This window comes from Nocardia jiangsuensis, from assembly GCF_042650385.1.
GTDB classification, from domain to species: domain Bacteria; phylum Actinomycetota; class Actinomycetes; order Mycobacteriales; family Mycobacteriaceae; genus Nocardia; species Nocardia jiangsuensis.
Genome location: NZ_JBHSAX010000017.1, coordinates 489,758 through 507,129, shown reverse-complemented (window position 1 = coordinate 507,129; position 17,372 = coordinate 489,758). Strand labels below are relative to the sequence as shown.

Below are 17,372 nucleotides of genomic sequence, written 5' to 3'. Positions count from 1 at the left end.
GACGGGTGATCGGCTCGAAGCGGGGCGGGGTCATCCCGGGAACACCCCGGCTCTGCGATCCGGGTCGGCGCAGACGTCGTGCACCAGCAGGCCCAGGTCCAGCTCCGCAGGTAGCGAGCGGTACGTCAGCCGGCAGGCGGTCTCGCCGCCGGCCAGCACCGTGAGCACCGTCGTGCGCCGCTCCGGTCGCGTCCACTCCACCGCGATCGTGGGTGTTTCCAGATCGAACGGCTGGTCGCCGATGCGCAGCGCCAAGCCGCGCTGACCGCGGTAGAAGACGACGGTGACCTCGCCGAGGTCGCCGTACACGCCGGATGCCGGGCCGGTGGGGACGCCGATGGCGTGCAGGCCGCCGGTTGCCGGGTCGAACTGGGCGGTCACGCCGAATCCGGAGAACGGTTGGACCATGATGGCCGGTTGCCTGCGGTCCTGCGGGTACCGGGTGGTGCCGGTTCGGCGTCTCGCCGGCGATTGCGTGGCGCCGCCCGGGGGCGGCATGACCGGTGGGGGCACGGGGGTGCCGCTCGGATTCGTGTTCGGCTCGGTTGCCCCGTGGTGCGGGTGCCGGGGTCGGTCGGCGGGCGGGGTGGTGTCGACCGGGAACGGAGGAAGGGGGCGTCGGTCGGCAGACGGGGACGGCGTGCCTCCGTTCGTGCCGGAGCCGTTGCCCGCGGGGGCGCTTCCATCGGCGCCGAAGCCATTGCCGGGGAAGGGAACACCTCCGTGCCCGTTGGAATCGTCACCGTTCCAGCCGTTGCCGTTGGAATTGCCGCCGTTCCAGCCGTCGCCGTTCCCGGTGTCGCCGTTCCAGCCGTTGCCGTTCCCGGTGTCGCCGTTCCAGCCGTTGCCGTTCCAGCCATTGCCGTTCGGCACACCGTTGCTCGGAACCCGCGGTCCGCCGTTGTCGGCGGCCTGGCCGTCCCACCACGGCGGCAGTTGCGGGCCGCCCGGATTCCAGCCGCCGTTACCCGGAGCACCGGGATACTGCGGCGGCGGGCTCGGCGGGAAGCCGGGTTCGCCGATGGGCGGCATCCGCGGCGGGTGCTCGGGTTCGATTCCGTCCGGTGGGCAGTCCGGTTCGTCGCCGGGCGGGCAACTCGGGTCCTTGCCGGGCGGCGGGCAAGCCGGGTCGTGCCCGCCGGGCGGGCAAGCTGGGTCCTCACCGTGCGGCGGGCAGTCCGGGTCGTGCTCGCCGGGCGGGCAGTTCGGGTCGTCGCCGGGCGGCGGGCAGTTCGGCTCCGGCGGGCAATCAGGATCGGTGCCGTCCGGGGGGTGCGGTGGGTCCGCGGGGCCGGGCGGGCGGTCCGGGTCGGGCGCAGGGGCAGGGGGCTCGGGAATCGGGCCTGCGGCGGGCGGCGGGGACACCGGGACCTGCGGGGAGCCGGGGCGGCTCGGCGGCGGCTCGGGGCGCGGCGGGTGCCGCGGGGGCGGCGGCTCGTGCGGTGGCTGCTCCGGCGGGAGCTCGGGCAGCGGCCACGGGGCCGGGTCGAGAATCGGAATATCCGGCGTGTCCGGACCGTCGAAGTCGTACTCGTGCGGCAGTTTCGGCACGTGCGAGCGCCAGCTCACGCCGCCCGGGTCGTCCCGATCCGGGACAGGGCCGCCCCGATTCGCGCGGCTGCCCGCTTCGCCGCCATCCGCCCGCCTTCCAGCTCCCCCGTCGACATCCTGTGGGCCCGAACGATCGCCCGCCCCGGGCACACTTCGCCCGCTGCGACTCCCGGCCTCCTCGTCGCGCCGCACGGACTCCACCCCGGCCTCGAGCCGTTCCCGCTCGGCGACCGCGTCGTCGTAGCGACGGGCGGCGTCCTCGTACGAGTCGACGCGCTGCTGGTCGTCGAGCGTCATGGTGCGGTCGCGAAGCTGCGAAAGCTGCTCGTCGAGCGGAAGACCGGTGTCGACGGGAAGACCGTGCCGGGCCGCGTCGCGGGCGGCGAGCGCCCTCGCCTCGGCATCGCGGCCGGCGGCGAGCTCACGTTCGGCGCGGCCGAGCGGGTCGCCGGCGTCGCGCTCGGCCTGCCTGCGATCGACCTCGGCGATGGCCTCGTCGTGCCTGCGCACCGCGTCCTGGAGTGCATTCACCCGGTCCTGCCACGCCTGCTGCTCGTCCACGCGCATGGTCCGCGCCCGCAGGTCGTCGAAGGTATCGGGCGAGCCCAGATCGGCTTCGTGCACCGGGAGTCCACGCATGGCGTCGCGCACCGCGGCTCCGGCGGCGTCCCGCGCGGCCTCGGCATCGGCCAGGTCGTGGCGCACCCGGTCCGCTCCGGACAGTGGCTGCGGTCCGGGAACCTGGGGCACTTCCCTGGTGGCGGGCTGCGCCGTCTCGGCATCCGCAGGCTCCCGGGCGGCCCGATCCGCCTGCGGCACCTGCGGGACCTCCCTGGTGACCGGCGGGTGCGCCTCGACCTCGGCCCGCAGCCGCTCGAGCTCGGCGACCGCCGCGTCGCGGGCGCGCACCGCGTCCTCGAGCGCATTCACCCGGTCCTGCCACGCCTGCTGCTCATCGACGCGCATGGTCCGCGCCCGCAGGTCGTCGAAGGTATCCGGCGAATTCAGCTCCGATGCCTCGACCGGCAACCCGCGCGCGGCCTCCCGCACCGCCGCCGACGCGGCATCGCGCGCGGCTTCGGCATCGGCCAGCCGCCGAGCGAGCGGGACGACCTCCGGTCCGGCGGCGGCCCTGAGCTCGGCGTCGAGCCGCGCCAGGTCGGCGGCCGCGCGGTCCATGCGCTCGACCGCGTCTTCCAGGTCGTTCACCCGCTGGTGGAAGGGCTCCTGCTCGTCGAGGCGCAGGGTGCGGTCGCGCAGGTCGTCGATGGTCTGCCGGAGCGGGCGGTCCCGGTCGCCCGGTTCGCCGATCTCGGAGGGGTCGACGCGCAGGTCGCGCAGGGCGGCATCGCGGTCGGCGAGCGCCCGCTCGTACTCGGCGAGCGCATCGGCCCATTCGGTGCGCAGCCGGGGCACGTCGTCGCCGGGGGCGGGCGGCAGGGCGGGGGTGCCCGGCGCGGCCGGACCGATCAGGGAATGGTCCGGCGCGACCGGGTCGGCGGCGTACGGGATGCCTGCGCGCCAGCCGGTGAGCGGCGGACGGTCGGCGTCCCAGTGGTGGCCGAGACCGACGGCGTGCGTATTGGCATCCCGCCAGGTGGCGTGCGGGTGCCTGCGCAGGAACTCGGCCTCGGCGCGCGCGTCCTGCAGCAGCACGAGGTCCTGCGGCAGCGGCTCGCCGGCGAGCAGCCGGTTCCACGCCTCGGCGACATCGGCCAGCCGGTCCATCGGGCGGCGCAGGTAGCTGCCGCTCGGATCGGTGTAGTCGCGCACCAGGTGGGCGTCGCGCATCAGGTGATCCTTGATGTGCCGCAGTTCCTCCCGGGTGAACCGCGGCAGGTCGGGCTCGCGCATGTAGTCGGCGAGCATCCGGGCCAGCGTCTGTTCCGGCGTCTCGCCGGGGCGCCGCTCGCCGGCGAGGTTGTCCGGGTAGTCCGGGGCGAGCACGAGTTCGCGCAGGTCGGCGATGGTGTCCCGGATGGCATCGGTGTCGTCCGAGGTGAACCGGGCTGCGAGTTCCGCGGCGACCCGGTCGGTGGCGTCATCGATCCCGCGCAGCTGGGCGGCCACATCGCGGGAGGGGTCGATGCCGGGGTGGTTGCGGACCAGCCGATCGTGCACCTCGTCGACCACAGCGCGCGCGTCCCGCAACCGCTGCGCCCGCCGGTGGTTCTCCAGCCCGTCGGCGATCCGGTCCAGATCGGTGTCGTCGACGAGGAACCGGTCGTACTCGGCGTTCGCCCAGTCCTGCACCCGCTGCCAGTTCGCGACGTCGCGCTCCCATTCCCGGCGCAGCGATTCCGGGATCTCCACCCGGTCGGCCGGGTTACCGTGCTCGGCCGGATCCCACGGCCGGTGCAGCGGCTGGATATTGCGCTCCGGCGGGGCGAACCACGGGTAGTCACGGAACACCGTGCCGAACGGCGGGACGTGCCGCAGCCACGGCCTTGCCTGCACCCAGCGCCCGATCTCCGGGTGCGCCTGGATCCAGGCGCGCACCGCGGGATGCTTCGGCGCCTGCGCGGCCATCAGCAGCAGCCGGACGACGTTGTACGCGTCGGAGCCCCAGTGCTGGGTGTAGACGGTGCTCCCCGGCGGCAGGCCGGAGGTGTCGTACTGGGACGGCGCCTGCGGCATGTGCACCGGCAGGGTGCTCTCCGGCACCTGCCCGGCCGGCACGTCGTCGGCGGGCAGCGTGATGTCGTTGACCACGTCGGTCATGGCCCAGCCGCTGACGCCGTCCGGCAGGTCCTTGGTGGAGTACTTCTTCGGGACGCCGCCGCCGTCCCGGCCCGCGATCCAGTCCGGGCGGCTCGGGTCGACCGGGTGCCAGGTGCCGTCGGCATCCTGCCAGCGGGTCGTGTCCAGCCGCCTGCCGCCGGTCCAGCCGGTCGACATCCGCTCGATCCGCGGCGGCGGCATGTCCTCGACCCGCACCGCGCCTGCCCGGTCGGCGAGCACCCGGCGGTACTCGACCACCGTCTCCGGGCGGACCATGGCCTGCGCGACCGCGGCGTCCCCGCGCAGCGCGTCCAGCAGCGCGCGGTCGTGCGCGCCGCGCGGCTCCGCCGGGTCCGCGCGGCCGCCGAGCACGATGATCCGCGGCCGCTCGCCCTCGACGATGCCGACCCGGTCGGTCACCATCCGGCCGCCCCGCTCGGCGATCACCTCGCGCCAGGCGCCCGCCAGCCGGGCCATCTCGTCCTGCAGCCTGCCGACCCGCTCCTGGGTCTCGTGCACGTCGCGGGCGGCGTCGGCGAGCGCGTCGATCCGCCGCAGCCGGGCGGGCACCTCGTCCGGGCGCAGCGCGCCTGCGCGCAGCTCGTCCGGGACGGCCCGGCGCAGCCCGTCGACGGTGCGGTCCAGGTCGGGGCCGAGCGCCTGTTCGTCGAGCACGCCGAGGCGGGCGGCCAGATCGTCGCGCATGGCGCGGCGCGGCTTGACGGCGCGCAGCTCCTCGGCGCGCTCGCGGGCCAGCCGGTCGATCTCGGCGCCGACCTCGGCGGTGGGCGGGCGGTGCCAGGCGACGCCCGCGCGCTCCAGATCGCGCAGCCGCTGCTCGATCCGGCGGACCTGCTCGTCCAGTTCGTCGTACCGGCCGGTGGCCTCGATGAGCTTGCGCAGCCGCTCCAGCCGGTGCTGCCGCTCCGCCGGGTCGGCATCGCGCCGCTCGCTCCGGTTCGCCTCGTCGATGCCGCCGGTGACCTCGACCTCGTCCACCCTGGCGTCGGCGTGCAGAGCGCGGATGATGTCGTCCCTGTTGTCCGAATCTCGCCGCACCCAGGGCACATCGGCGTCGACGCCGAGATCGGCGGCGCGACCGTCGGCCTTGGCGCGCACGAACTCGCGCTCGCGCACCAGCTCCTGGCGTTCGCGCAGCAGCCGGTCGTACTCGGCGAGCAGGCCGACGCGCTCGGCCAGCTCGGCGACCTCGGCGTCGGCCTCGACGTAGGAGCGGGCCACCTCGGTCAGCTCGCGCAGCCGCGCGGACTGCTCGTCGGGCAGGTGCCAGCCGCGCAGTTCCCTGAGCGTGGCCGTGATGCGGGCGGGGTCGAGCGCGCCCGGCTCGCGGATCGGCAGGTCGGCGGCGAGTTCGCGGACCCGTGCGGCGAGCTGGTCGCGGCGGGTGACGGCGTCGCGGTGCGCGCGGGCCGCGTCGTCCCGGCCCGGGTGCGGGTCGTCCGCGTCGGGGTCGGGACGGGGTGCGCCGTCGTCGGTTCCGAGCGTGCCGGAGTGCGGGCGGGCCGCACCGACGTCCGGCTCCGGGGATTGCGGGGCAGCGCTGGCCGGACGGGCAGGCACCTCCTGCGTCGGACCGTCCAGATCGACCCTGTCACCGTCGCGCCGCACTTCCCGCGTCGGACCGTCCAGATCGACCCTGTCACCGCTGCGCGGCACCTCCCGCGTCGGACCGTCCAGATCGACCCTGTCACCGCTGCGCGGCACCTCCCGCGTCGAGCCGCCGGAGTCGGCGGTCGGGTCGGAGTCGTCGGGGTCCGGCTCGTCGGGGGTGGGCGGGGCGGGGCGGGAGGGGGGCGGTTTGCCGCCTGCGCCGCCACCGGCGGAGGGGGGCGGCGGGGCGTCGGGGCCGGGGAGGCCGCGGGGCGGCTCGTCGAGGCGGCCCTGCGCATCGGGGAGCCGGGCGGCGATCTCCGCGAGCGCGCGAATCTCCGCGTCCCGCTCAGCGATCTCGTCACGCAGCTTGCTCTGCTCCTCGGCGAGCTGGGCGGGGGTGAGCCGCTCCTTCTGGTCCAGCTTGCCGTCGCGGTACACCTCGTACACCCGGGCCCAGCGCTCGGGATCGCCCGCGGTGAGGTCGACACCTGCCAGCCGGGCCCAGTCCCGGCTCGCGCGCAGCGAGCCGCGGTCGGGGGTGTCGCCGGGATCGGGGAGCCCGCGCCCGGTGAAGGCGTCGGTGAACAGATCGACGTCGCCGACGATGGCGCGCAGGTGCGCCACCGCCCGCGGATGCGCGGGGAACTCCACGTCGGTGACGCGCGGATCCACCGTCTCCGGGTGCGCGAGCGGGTCGTACGGATCCAGCCGGACGAGCGTGTCCGCGTACTCGGCCAGCGCCTGCCGCACCGCATCCCGCCCCTCCGGCGTCCGGATCCGCGCCGCGATCGCATCGCGCAGCGCCTCGGCGTCCAGCCCGCCCGGATCCGGCAGGTAGGCCAGCAGATCCTTGGAGTGTTTCTTCGGGAAGAGCTCGGACGGGTCGATCCCGAGGCGGTGCGCGAGCAGGTCGCGGGCGGCGAGCACCGCATCGGCGTCCACCTCGCGCAGCAGGTTGCCGTACTTCACCAACGACTCGACCTGCTGGTAGCGCAGCGAGTTCCGGATCTCCGGGTCGGTGATCCGCTCGGCGAGCGGGTCCGGCGCGAGATCGCCGGGGTCGAGCCCGAGCCGGTGCGCGAGCCGGTTCCGCGCGTCGGTGTGCGCGTGGTAGGTGTCGATGTCCCATGCGGTCCGCGCGTAGTCGATGATCGACTCGATCTGCCCGGCGCGCAGCAGGTTCTCGTAGCGCAGCCGGGCCAGCTCGGCGGCGAGCCGGTCGGGCGAGCGCAGCACCTCCGGCTCGATGCCGAGCCGGTGCGCGAGTTCGTCGCGGAAGTCGCGCAGCCGGTCCGGGCCGAGCGCGTCGAGCAGTTCGCGCTGCCTGCGGACGGTGCTGTCGTCCACCTCGGTGGCCACCGGCGGCGGATCCGGCACCGGGCGCCAGCGCTCCTCGCCGCCGTCGCGCAGCAGGGTCACCTCGGCGCGCCTGCCGTCGATGTCAGCGGTCACGTGCCGCACCTGCGGGGTGCCTGCCTCGGCGACCCGGATCAGCCCGTCCGGCCCGACCACCGCGATCCGGTACTCGACCGGCACGTGCTCGCCGTTGACCAGGTCGGCGAGTTCCGGGAAGCGGCGCAGCGCGTCGGCGAGTACCCGGTCGTGCTCCAGCCCGCCGTCCAGCACGACGAGCCTGGTCGGCGCGGCACCCTCGCCCGGCACCAGCGCGACGCCGTCGTCCAGCACGGTGCCGCCGTGTACCAGCACCCACTCGCGGGCCGCCAGGTCGGCGAGCACGGCGTCGAGATCGCGGGCCGTCCCGTCGTTCCGCGCGAACTGCTGTGCGGTGTCGCGGAATTCGCCGAGCCGGTCGCCGAGCCGGTGGATCCGGTCGAGTTGCTCGTCCAGGGTCCGGCGCAGCCGGTCCGGGGTCAAGCTCTCCAGGTCGACGCCGAGCAGCTGCGCCCAGACGGCGCGCTCGTCCTTGATCTGGTCGCGGCGCAGCGCGTTCTCGAAGTAGGCGGCGCGGCCGGTGTCGGTGCCCGGCTGGTCGGTGTCGTGCAGGTCGCCCCAGTCGCGGCTCGGCTCGCCGCCGTTGTTCACCCCCTGCCAGTCCAGCAGCGCGGGGTCGCCGCCGTTGGCCCGGACCACCTCGCGCAGGAAGCGGGTCATCGGGTCGGCGTCGAAGAAGGTGACCTCGCCGCTGAAGGGGATCTCGGCGTCCTCGGCGTTGTAGCGCCTGGCGGCCTCGGCGAGCCCGGAGAGCGCGCCGATCCGGCGGGCCTGCTGGTACTCCAGCAGGTGCACCGCGCGGAGCAGCCCCTCCGCACTGCGCTCCGGCAGGTCGATGCCGAGCTCGCGGGCGAGGTCGGTGAGGCGCTGGGCCTGCTCGTCGCGCAGCTCCTCGGCCTCGGCCCGCTCGCGCAGCAGCTGCTGGATCTCCGCGGTGGAGCGGGCAAGGCGCTCGCCCGGCGGCGGTGCCGCGGTGTCGGCGGGCGGCAGCGCCGGATCCGGACGCTGCTCGGCGGCCTCCTCCATCCGGCGCAGATCGTCGAGCTCGACGCCGAGTTCCCGGCGCACCAGCTCCGGATCGGCCTCCTCCAGCCAGTACTTGTACTCCTCGCCGGCCCTGGTGCGCGGCACGTCGTACTCGGCGGCCCGGTCCCGCACCCGGGCGGTGAAGCGGCGCAGGAACGGGATGAGCTCGCGCTTCTTCCACATGGTCGCGCCCTCTTTGGCGATGCGCGCCGGGTTGCCCTGGAAGTCGGTGAGCACGTCGGAGTTGGCGACGTCGCCTGCCAGGTGCACGATCTGCTGCTGGCCCTGGCCGTCCAGGCCGGAGCCGGAGGGGTACTTGGGGGTGTGGCCGGTGTAGCTGTGGCCGCGCACGCGGTCCCAGATCCGGCGCAGCCGTGACGTCGGGCGCTGCTCGGGCCGCGCGGGTGGGGTGCCCGGGATGGGCGGGGCGGGGCGGCGGTCGCGCTCCTCGACCCGCCAGCCCTCGCCGTCGGCGACCAGCCGCACCGGGACGCGCTCGCCGCCGACCTCGGCGGCGTACCGGCGGGCGCTGCCGTCCGGTGGCTCCGGTAGCCGCGCGACCTGCACCAGGTCGGCCAGGTCGGCGACGGCGTCGGCCTCCCGCCGGACCGCGGCGCGCTGCTCGTCGATCGCGCGTGCCGGGTCGGCGGCGACCACGGCGGGGTCGAGGCCGAGCCGGCGGGACCAGCGGTCGCGGTGCGCCGCGGCGTGCGGGGCGCGGTCGGGGGTGGCGGTGCTGTGCCGGGTCACCGCGTCGGCGAGCGCCTCCACCGCGGCGGCCCGCAGCAGGGTGCGGTAGCGCCGGTCCGCGATGGTGTGGGCGAGGCGCTCCTCGGTGAGGGCAGCGAGGTCGAGGCCGAAGTGGGTGCGGAGCCGTTCGATGGCTTCGGCGGCCGACTCCAGCCTGGGTTCGGACGGCTGCCTCGGCTGTTCCGGCTCGACCCGCTGCCTGGCGGCGGGGTCGAGGGCGCGGGGCGGTTCGGTGCCGTCGCCGTCCATGCCGATGCGGCGGAGTTCGGCGTCCATCTCGGCGAGCCGGGCCGGGTCGGCCTCGGTGCGCCAGTACGGCTCGGCGCCGTAGAGCTGCTCGGGGTCGGCCGGGTCGAAGTCCTCCGGGCGCAGCGGGCGCACCGGGTCGGTGCCCTCGTCGACGGCGCCGCGCAGCACCGCGAGTTCGGCGATCTCGGCGAGTACCGCGAGTGGGTCCGGGTGCCGGGTCAGTTCGGGCAGGCCGAGAGCGTCGAGGAGGCGGCGGGCGTGCCGCTGTTCCCGCTCCGGGCGGGGGTCGGGGTCCTGGAAGGCGTCGTCGCGGGCGACATCGGCGAGGAAGTCGCGGACCGCTTGCAGCGGGTCCGGCTCCGCATCCGGTTCGGGGCGCCCGGTTTCGCCCTCGGAGGCCGGGGTGGTGTCCGGGCGCGGGGCGAGGTCGGCGGGGGTTCCGGTGTTGTCCGGGGTGGCCGTGCTCTCCGGGGTAGCCGTGCTGGGCGGGGTAGCCGTGCTCTCCGGGGCGGCCGTGCTCTCCGGGGTAGCCGCGCCCTCCGGGGTAGCCGCGCCCTCCGGGGTAGCCGCGCCCTCCGGGGTAGCCGCGCCCTCCGGGGTAGCCGCGCCCTCCGGGCTGGCGGCTGATTGCGGGCGTTCCAGATCCAGCGGGGGGCGGGCGGCATTGCGCTCGGCGGCCGCCCGCCGGACGCGTTCCGCGGCGTCCGCATCCCCGGCGTCCTCGCGGCGCTGGGCAAGCCGCTCGGCGGCCCAGTCCGCGTTGCCGTCGGCGATGGCGGCGCGGATCCGGGTCCAGGCGTGCGCGGGATCGCCTGCCGCCCGCTGCTCGTCGGCGACGCGGTGCAGCCAGTCGGCGTGCTCGGCCGCCATCCTCGCGTTCCACTCCGCCTGCGCGAGCCGCTGGGCGCTGAACCACTCGGAGGGCTCGCCGGAGCGCGGCCCCTCGCGGCCCCCGGACTGCCGCGGCTCGTCTACGACTGGAAGTTGCCCGCCGCCATCCAGATCCCGTCCCTGCGGTGCCCGCTCATCGCGGTCCCCGCCGTCCGGACCGCCATCGCGTCGTTCCTGCCGTCCGCCACCGTCACCGTGTAGTCCGCCTTGGTGATCGTCAGCTCCCGGTCGTACCGGTGGTCCGCTCCCCCGAACCGGTACGTCACCGCCTCGTCCGTCTCCGACTCCAGCCGGAACACCAGATACATGCCCAAGCGCCGACCTCCATTCCTCGATGTCCTCGCCGGTCCGGTAGATGACCCGCTCGTCCCACGGGAAGCGCCCGTGCGCGTACCTGTGCGCCTGCCGGTACGTGGCCCCCGGGTGGTCCACATAGTATTTCGCCTCGGCCAGCTCGTGCTCGAGCAGCATGAGGTCGTCGGGCCTGGTCCTGCCGAGCGTCATCCGCATCCAGGCCTCGGCGATGTCCGGATCGGCGTCGTAGTGCCGCATCTCGACACCGATTTCGCGGCCGCGCTCGTCGTACCGGGTCAGCGGATGTACCTCGCGGAACAGGTGGTTCTTGATCTGCTCCAGCTCGGCCCCGGTGAAACCGCGGGACCCGTCCGCCCGCGGTGCGTCGGCGAGCGCCGCCGCCATCGGCGCGAGATCGTCGTCGGTCGCCCGGAACTGCTCGTAGGCCGCCGCCGCCCACGCGTCCTGCTGGTCGACGTCGTACAGGTCGCGCGGCCGCCTGCTGCCGCCGGACTCCAGGAACTCGCCCGCGCTACCCCGCACCTCGGCCGGGTCGACGGGGTGCACCGCCGTGCGGCCGTCGCCGTCGAGCCGGAGTTCCTGGATCCGGACCTCGTCGCGGGCGAGGGCACCTGCCAGCAACGGGTGGTTCGCGACGGCTTCGGCGAGGACGCGGGCGGGCGGCTGATCGCCCCGGCCGATCACGAACAGGCGGGGCCGCTGCCCCGGGATCAGCCCGACCCGGTCGGTCACCGGGGTGGCACCGGCGGTGAGCAGCGTATTCCGGTCGAGCGCGCGGGTCAGCGCCCGCTCCGCGCCGTCGAGCCGCCGTTCGGCGGCGGCCAGCCGCTCCGGGTCGCCCGCCGAAACGGCGGCGTCCCGCGCGCTCAGCGCGTCCGCGAGCCGGGCCGCGAACAGCTCGACCACCCCGCGCGACAGCTCCGCCGCACGATCGGTGGAGCTGTCCCGCGCGGGCGGGAATTCCGCCGGATTGCCCAGGTCGGGCGCGCGGTACGAGCCATCGGGATCGGTGGGCGCGCTCAGGATGGCCTGCTCGGCGGCGTCGAGCGGCCAGGGCCGGTACTCGACGGCGTTGTCCCCGGCCCGCCGCGCGACGTCGACGGTGACCTCGGTCGCCGCCACCCCGGCCCGCGCCAGCTGCCTGCGCAGCGCCCGCAGGCCTGCCTCCTCCCCGGCCCGCCGCGGATCGATGCGGGGATCGGCACGGTGCTCGGCCCGCCGCACCGCGCGATCGTGAGCGTCGGTGTAGGCGCGCTCGGCCGGGCTCACCGGCACGAACTGCCCGGTCTCGCGCAGCATCCGGAAGATCGAGAACTCCGTCGCCAGCTCCGCGGCGAGCCGCTCGCGGAACGCAGGGCGCTCCCGGTCCGGCAGCGGCGGCGGGTCGGCGTCGCCCGGTTCCCTGCCGTGCGCCCGGTCCCACTCGGCGGCGTAGTGCGCGGCGTAGTCGCGCCCGTCGACCAGCGGGCCGCGGTCGGCCAGCTCGGCCCGCACCGCGCGCATCCCGGCCCGGAACGCGGCCGCGTCCAGCATGGGATCGGTGACCGCTTCGACCCGGCGGTACGCGCGCTGCGCGATCTGCCTGGCAGCGGCGAAGGCATCGTTGTAGGTCCGCGCCAGCGGGTCGTCGCGCCCGATCTGGTGGCCGCGCGGCCGCCCCTCCAGGTCGGTCACCGCCGAACGGGCGAGCATGCCGAGCGACATCAGCTGCTTCCAGTGCGTCGCGCCGAGCTCGAAGGCGCGCGCGTGTGCCTCGGCCTGCCGGTCCAGCATCGCCGCGACGTACTCGTCCCTGGTCAGCGTCAGGTGGGCGAGCGGGTCGCGCGCGGACAGCTCGACCATGGTCGCGGCCCGGATCAGGGCCGGCGTCAGGTGGTCGGTGAGCTGCCGGGGGGGCAGCACCACGCTGTTGGTCGCCGGGTCCCACTCCGTCGCCCGGCCCAGCTCCGGCCGCTCGCCGCGGGCGGCGTGCACCCGCGCGTCCGGCGCGTCCGAGTAGTGGATCCGCACGCCGTTGCGGTCGAGCACCTCCAGCGCCCACCGCCCCGGCGCGCTGGATCCGACTCGCCCGCGCAGGCTCTCGGTGAGGACGGCGAGCCGAGCCGGATCGGTGAGGTCGAACCCGGCGCCGAGCGAGCGCGGCGGCTCCGGCGGCCGCGCGGCGGGGTCGAGCAGCGGCGGCCGCGCCGCCCGCTCGGCGCTCAGGTCGACGTGGCCGCGGTCGTGCGTGACGTTGCCGCGCGAATCCACCCGGACCCGCAGCCGCTGCACGCTCGGATCACCGTGCGTCAGCATCCGGGCGACCTCCGGATCGGTGCGCCGCACCGCGTCGACCCTGGCCAGGGTCTCGCCGGAGCCGTCGAGCACGAGCAGCCGCGGCCGTTCCCCCGGCAGCACCGCGACGCCCTCGCTCGCCCAGCGCCCGCCGCCCCCGCGCACCTCGGCGTCGAGCACCGCGCGCCCGACCGCGACGGCGAGCCGCTCAGCCGTCCGGTCGCGCTCCGCGACCAGTGCGTCGCGCTGGTCGGCCAGGTCGTGCAGCGCCCGCATCCCGGTGTCCGTGCTGCTCGCCCGCAGCGTGCGGACCTGCTCGGCCAGCCGGTGCCAGTCGCCGCCGCGCGCGCTCGCAGGCAGCTCGGCGGTGCGCGGCATCCGATCGAGCAGCCGGTCGCGCCGATCGGTGAGATCGGCGAGTTCGGAACGCAGCCGGACGATCTCGCGCACCATGCGCTGCTGTGCCCGGTCGGCCTCGGTGCTCGGCGGCCGGAACTCGGTGCCGCCGATCGGCGCGGTCTGTTCGTCGAAGCGGCGGTTCAGCGCGTCCCGCAGCGGCACCCCGTCGGTGTCCGGGCGGGAGCCGATGTCCAGGTCGAGCAGCGCCTCGGTGCCCGCTTCCCGCGCGGCGGCGCGCCAGTGCTCCGGCGGCGCCCCCGGTTCGGCGGCGCGGGCCGCGGCGTGCGCGGCGTCGTGCGCGGCCAGGTAGCGGTCGTACATGCCGCGGGTGAGTACGGTGTCGATCGGGTCGCGCCGCGCGGTGTCGGTGCTGTCGATGCCCGCGTACTCCAGTTCACGCGCGAACTCGGCCTGCCTGCCGAGCGCCGCCGCCTCGGCGCGCAGCCCGGCGGCCACCGCCGCGTCCCTGCCCTGGTCGAGCAGCCGGCTCCGGGTCACCTCGACGTCACCGGCGAGCACCGCCTCGGCCAGCGCGGCCGCCCGCACGTACTCCAGCGCCCGCGCGGCGTGCCCGCGGTTCTCCGGGCTGATCACCACCGCCATGGTGCGGCCGTCGAAGACGTCGCCCGCACCGCCGAACCGGACGTCGGCGCCCGCCCGCGCGAGCAGCCGCTCCGCCTCGCGGCCGGTCTCGGTCTGCCGGAGCAGGTGGTGCACCTGCTCGGAGCCTGGGTCGCCCGGTTCGATGCGCCACGCACTGGGTTCGGGGTCCGGGCGTGGCGCGGGCGGCTCGGCGGGCGGGGCGCCACCCGGTACCTCCGCCGCGCGGTGGAACCGCACGGTGGCGCTCTCGTACTCGCCCGCCGGGCCGACCAGCCCGCCGTCCGGGAACACCACCTCGGTGAAGCCGAACTCGGCCGCGAGCCGCCCGGAGAAGGTACCCCGCGCCGCCTCCTCCCCGGTCAGCCCGAGATCCTGCATGCCCGCGTTGAATGCCTCCAGATTGTCGGAGAGCAGCCCGCCGTCCGTCCAGAGGCTCTCGACCGCGACCACCCGGTCCCCGATGGCCCGCATGACCTCGGTGAACATGGTGCGCCCGTCCGGCGTCGCCGGACCGACCCGGATCTCGAGGTGCAGCACGCCATCGGCAGTCACGGCCGCGCTGACGCCGTGCGCCGGGTCGCCGCCGTACCGGTTGACGTAGTAGTCGCCGCGCTGTTCGGGCCCGGTGTCCGCGCGGACCGGCTCGGGATCGGCTGCGGCGTGCGCGGCGAGCTCATCCAGCCTGCGCTGCACCCCGTCGAACCAGTCCTGCCTGCCAAGCCGCTCGAACTCGGGTCGCAGCGCCGCCACCCGGCGCGCGATCTCGGCGACCTCGCCGCGGGTCAGCTCGTGGTCCCGGAATTCGATTCGACCGTCGTCGCCCCCGCGCTGGAAGTGCTCGGCGGCGAACGGACTCAGGTCGCCCGCGGCCACCTGCTCGGCGAAGGCCAGCCGGTTGCCGACGCCGGAGACCGCCTCGCCGTAGTGCGCGAGCCAGGTCTCCGGCGTCCGGTCCGGCACCGCGGCGAGGGCGTCGAACAGCCCGAGTGCGCGGCCGCTCGGGCTGTCCGAGTAGCCGAGCTGGTGCGGGTCGATGAAGCTGGGCAGCCGGGTGGCCGCCGGTTCGCCGGGCAGCGTCTCCAGCCGCACGACGGTCGGCGCGATCCGCTCGGCCCGCGGCACGTCCGCGCCGACCGCGGCGGCCAGCGCAGCCGCCAGCTCGTGCGCGTCGGCCTGCGCGACCGTCCCCGTCGTCTCCTCGAGCAGCACGGTGCCGTCCGCGTAGGTGACCCGCTCCTGCCTGCGCGGGCCGCTCGGCTCGGCGGGGGCGAGCAGTTCGCGGCGCACCTCGCCCGAGTCGAGCGCCGCTCGGACCACATCCGCGAACGACTGCACCCCGTGCGCCCGGTCCCAGACCCGGGCGTAGGTCTCGGCGAGGATCGGGCCGTCCGGCCCGGCCCGCTGCTCGCCGATCTCCGGCCGGATCGCGTCCAGCCCGGCCTGGTTGGCGACCCGGTCGCGCTCGGCGGCGGGCAGCTCGGGGTCGGCGGCGCGCCCGGCCGCGTCGAACGCCTCGGTGTAGCGGCGCTCCAGCGCGCCGATCGGCACGTCGTGCCCGGCCGCGCGCAGCTGCAGCGCCGCCTGCACCGCCATGGCCTCGGCCCGTGCCTCCCGATCCAGCATCAGTGCCACGTACTCGGCGCGCGGCAGCCGCATCCGCTCGTGCGCGGCCTCCGGGCCTGCCGCCTGCGCGAGTTCGGCGTGGATGGCGCCGCGGACCAGCGCGAACAGTTGATCGGGTGCGCTCGCGCCCGGATCGAGCAGCAGTCGGTTGCGGGCCGGGGCGTACCGCTCGACACCGTCGTCGGCGAACCGGATCTCGACGTCGTGCCTGGCCAGCACCCCGTCCGCCCAGCGGCCGACCTCGGTCTCGGCCAGCGTGCGGCGCAGCTCCGCGACCTGCTCGCGGGCCGCCGCGAGCGCCGATTCCGACTGCGGTACAACTGGTTCCGAGCTGACCGGTTCCGGAATCCGCGTCTGCGGTTCCGACGCATCGGTGTGGTAGCGCACCCGGACCTCGCCCGCCTCGTCCACCCGGACGTCGGCGTTCTCCCGCACCACATCCGGCCGGGCCAGCTGCCTGGCCAGCTCGGAATCCGGACCCGCCTGCCGCAGTGCGGTCGCGGTGTCGCCGATGATCAGCACCCGGTCCGGCGCGCCCGGTAGCAGCACCGCGGCGTCGGCGATCCGCTCGGCGGCCGGATGTCCGGCCAGCAGCTCGCGCAGCACATCCCGGGCGGCGGTGGCGTCGGCGGCGGCTGCCCGCCGGTCGAATTCGCCGTCGAGGGTCTCGCGCGCGGTCAGCAGATCCCGCAGGGTGCGCAGGTCGTGGGCGCGGCGCAGGGCGGCGGCACGGTCCGGGTTCGCCCGGTCGGCGCTCTCCGCCTCGGCGGTACGCAGCCGCTCCGCCAGGTCGGCGCGCAGCCGGTCGACCGGCGCGGCGGGGTCGATGTCGTGCCGCCCGGCCAGGTCGGCGAACTCGCGCACCGCGCGCTCGGCCCGCACCCCGGCGTCGTCGCGGCGCAGTGCCTCGGCCCGGAGCTGTTCGGCCACCTCGGCCCCCGGGATGTGCAGCACCACGTCGCGGCCGATCGGCGGCGCGTACCTGGCCTGCCGCCAGATCTCGCCGTAGTACTCGCGATAGCTCTGCCGGGCCTCCAGCGACAGATCCGCCACGGCCGGGCGCAGGATCTCGGCGGCGATCTCCCGCGCGATCCGCGCCTGTTCGGTCACCGGGAGCTCGGGGCCGTGCCGCTCGAACGAGGTCAGCACGTGCTGGCGCGCGTCGTGGTACCACGCCTCCAGCGGGTGCTCGGCGATCTGGTAGCCGAGTTCCCGCAGCTCGCGGGCGAGGTCGAAGCGACGGGCGTGCGCCAGTGCCTCCTCGCCGACCATGGCCCGGACGAAGTCGCTGCGGCTCAGGCCGCGCACCTGCGGCCGGGTGTGCGCGGTCTCGCCGGAGACGTAGCGCTCGGCATGCACCGACTCGTGGGCCAGGGTGAGCGCCTGCTGGATGTGGTCGGCGCCCCGCGTGTAGGCGACGGCCTCCAGTGCGGCGCGGCGGAATTCGCCGAGGCGGCCGTCGGCGGCGGTGCCGTCGTCGAAGCCGAGGCGAGCGGGGCCGTCGGCGAGCGCCGCCAGGATCTCGCGGCCGGTGGGGGTGCTCGCCAGCAGCTGGCGGACCTGGTCGCCCGCGTCGTCGTAGACGGTGCCGATGCGGACCGGGCCTGCGGCCGGTGCGGGGGTATCGCTGCCGTGCCGGACCGGGATTCCGTCGCGGTCGTAGACCACGGCACGCGTGTCGACCACGCCTGCGGTGCCGGGCGGGTGCGGGTGCTCCAGGCCGGCGCCGAGGTCGCGGACCATGATGGCGCCGCCGTCGTTGTGCAGCACGTAGGCGTGCGCGCCGACGCCGTGCCGGTCGACGCCCGCGTACCGGTCGACCACGAGCGCCGCGGCACCGGGGCCGAGTTCGCGGAGCAGCGCGGCGATGCTGTCGTGGCCGGTGAAGCGGGTCGGCTCGGCGC

Annotated in this window: 1 protein-coding gene (cut by a window edge); it reads right to left on the bottom strand. The window is 75.8% G+C overall.

Features of this window, described 5'->3' with window-relative positions:
* Nucleotides 1-30 precede the first annotated feature (30 nt).
* A protein-coding gene (locus tag ACFO0B_RS21430) for a WXG100-like domain-containing protein (RefSeq protein WP_378614306.1) crosses the window boundary here: on the bottom strand, nucleotides 31-17,372 show its 3' portion. The gene runs 14,134 nt beyond the window's last position; 17,342 of the gene's 31,476 nt are visible here — the last part of the coding sequence; the start codon falls outside the window, past its right edge; its stop codon occupies nucleotides 31-33.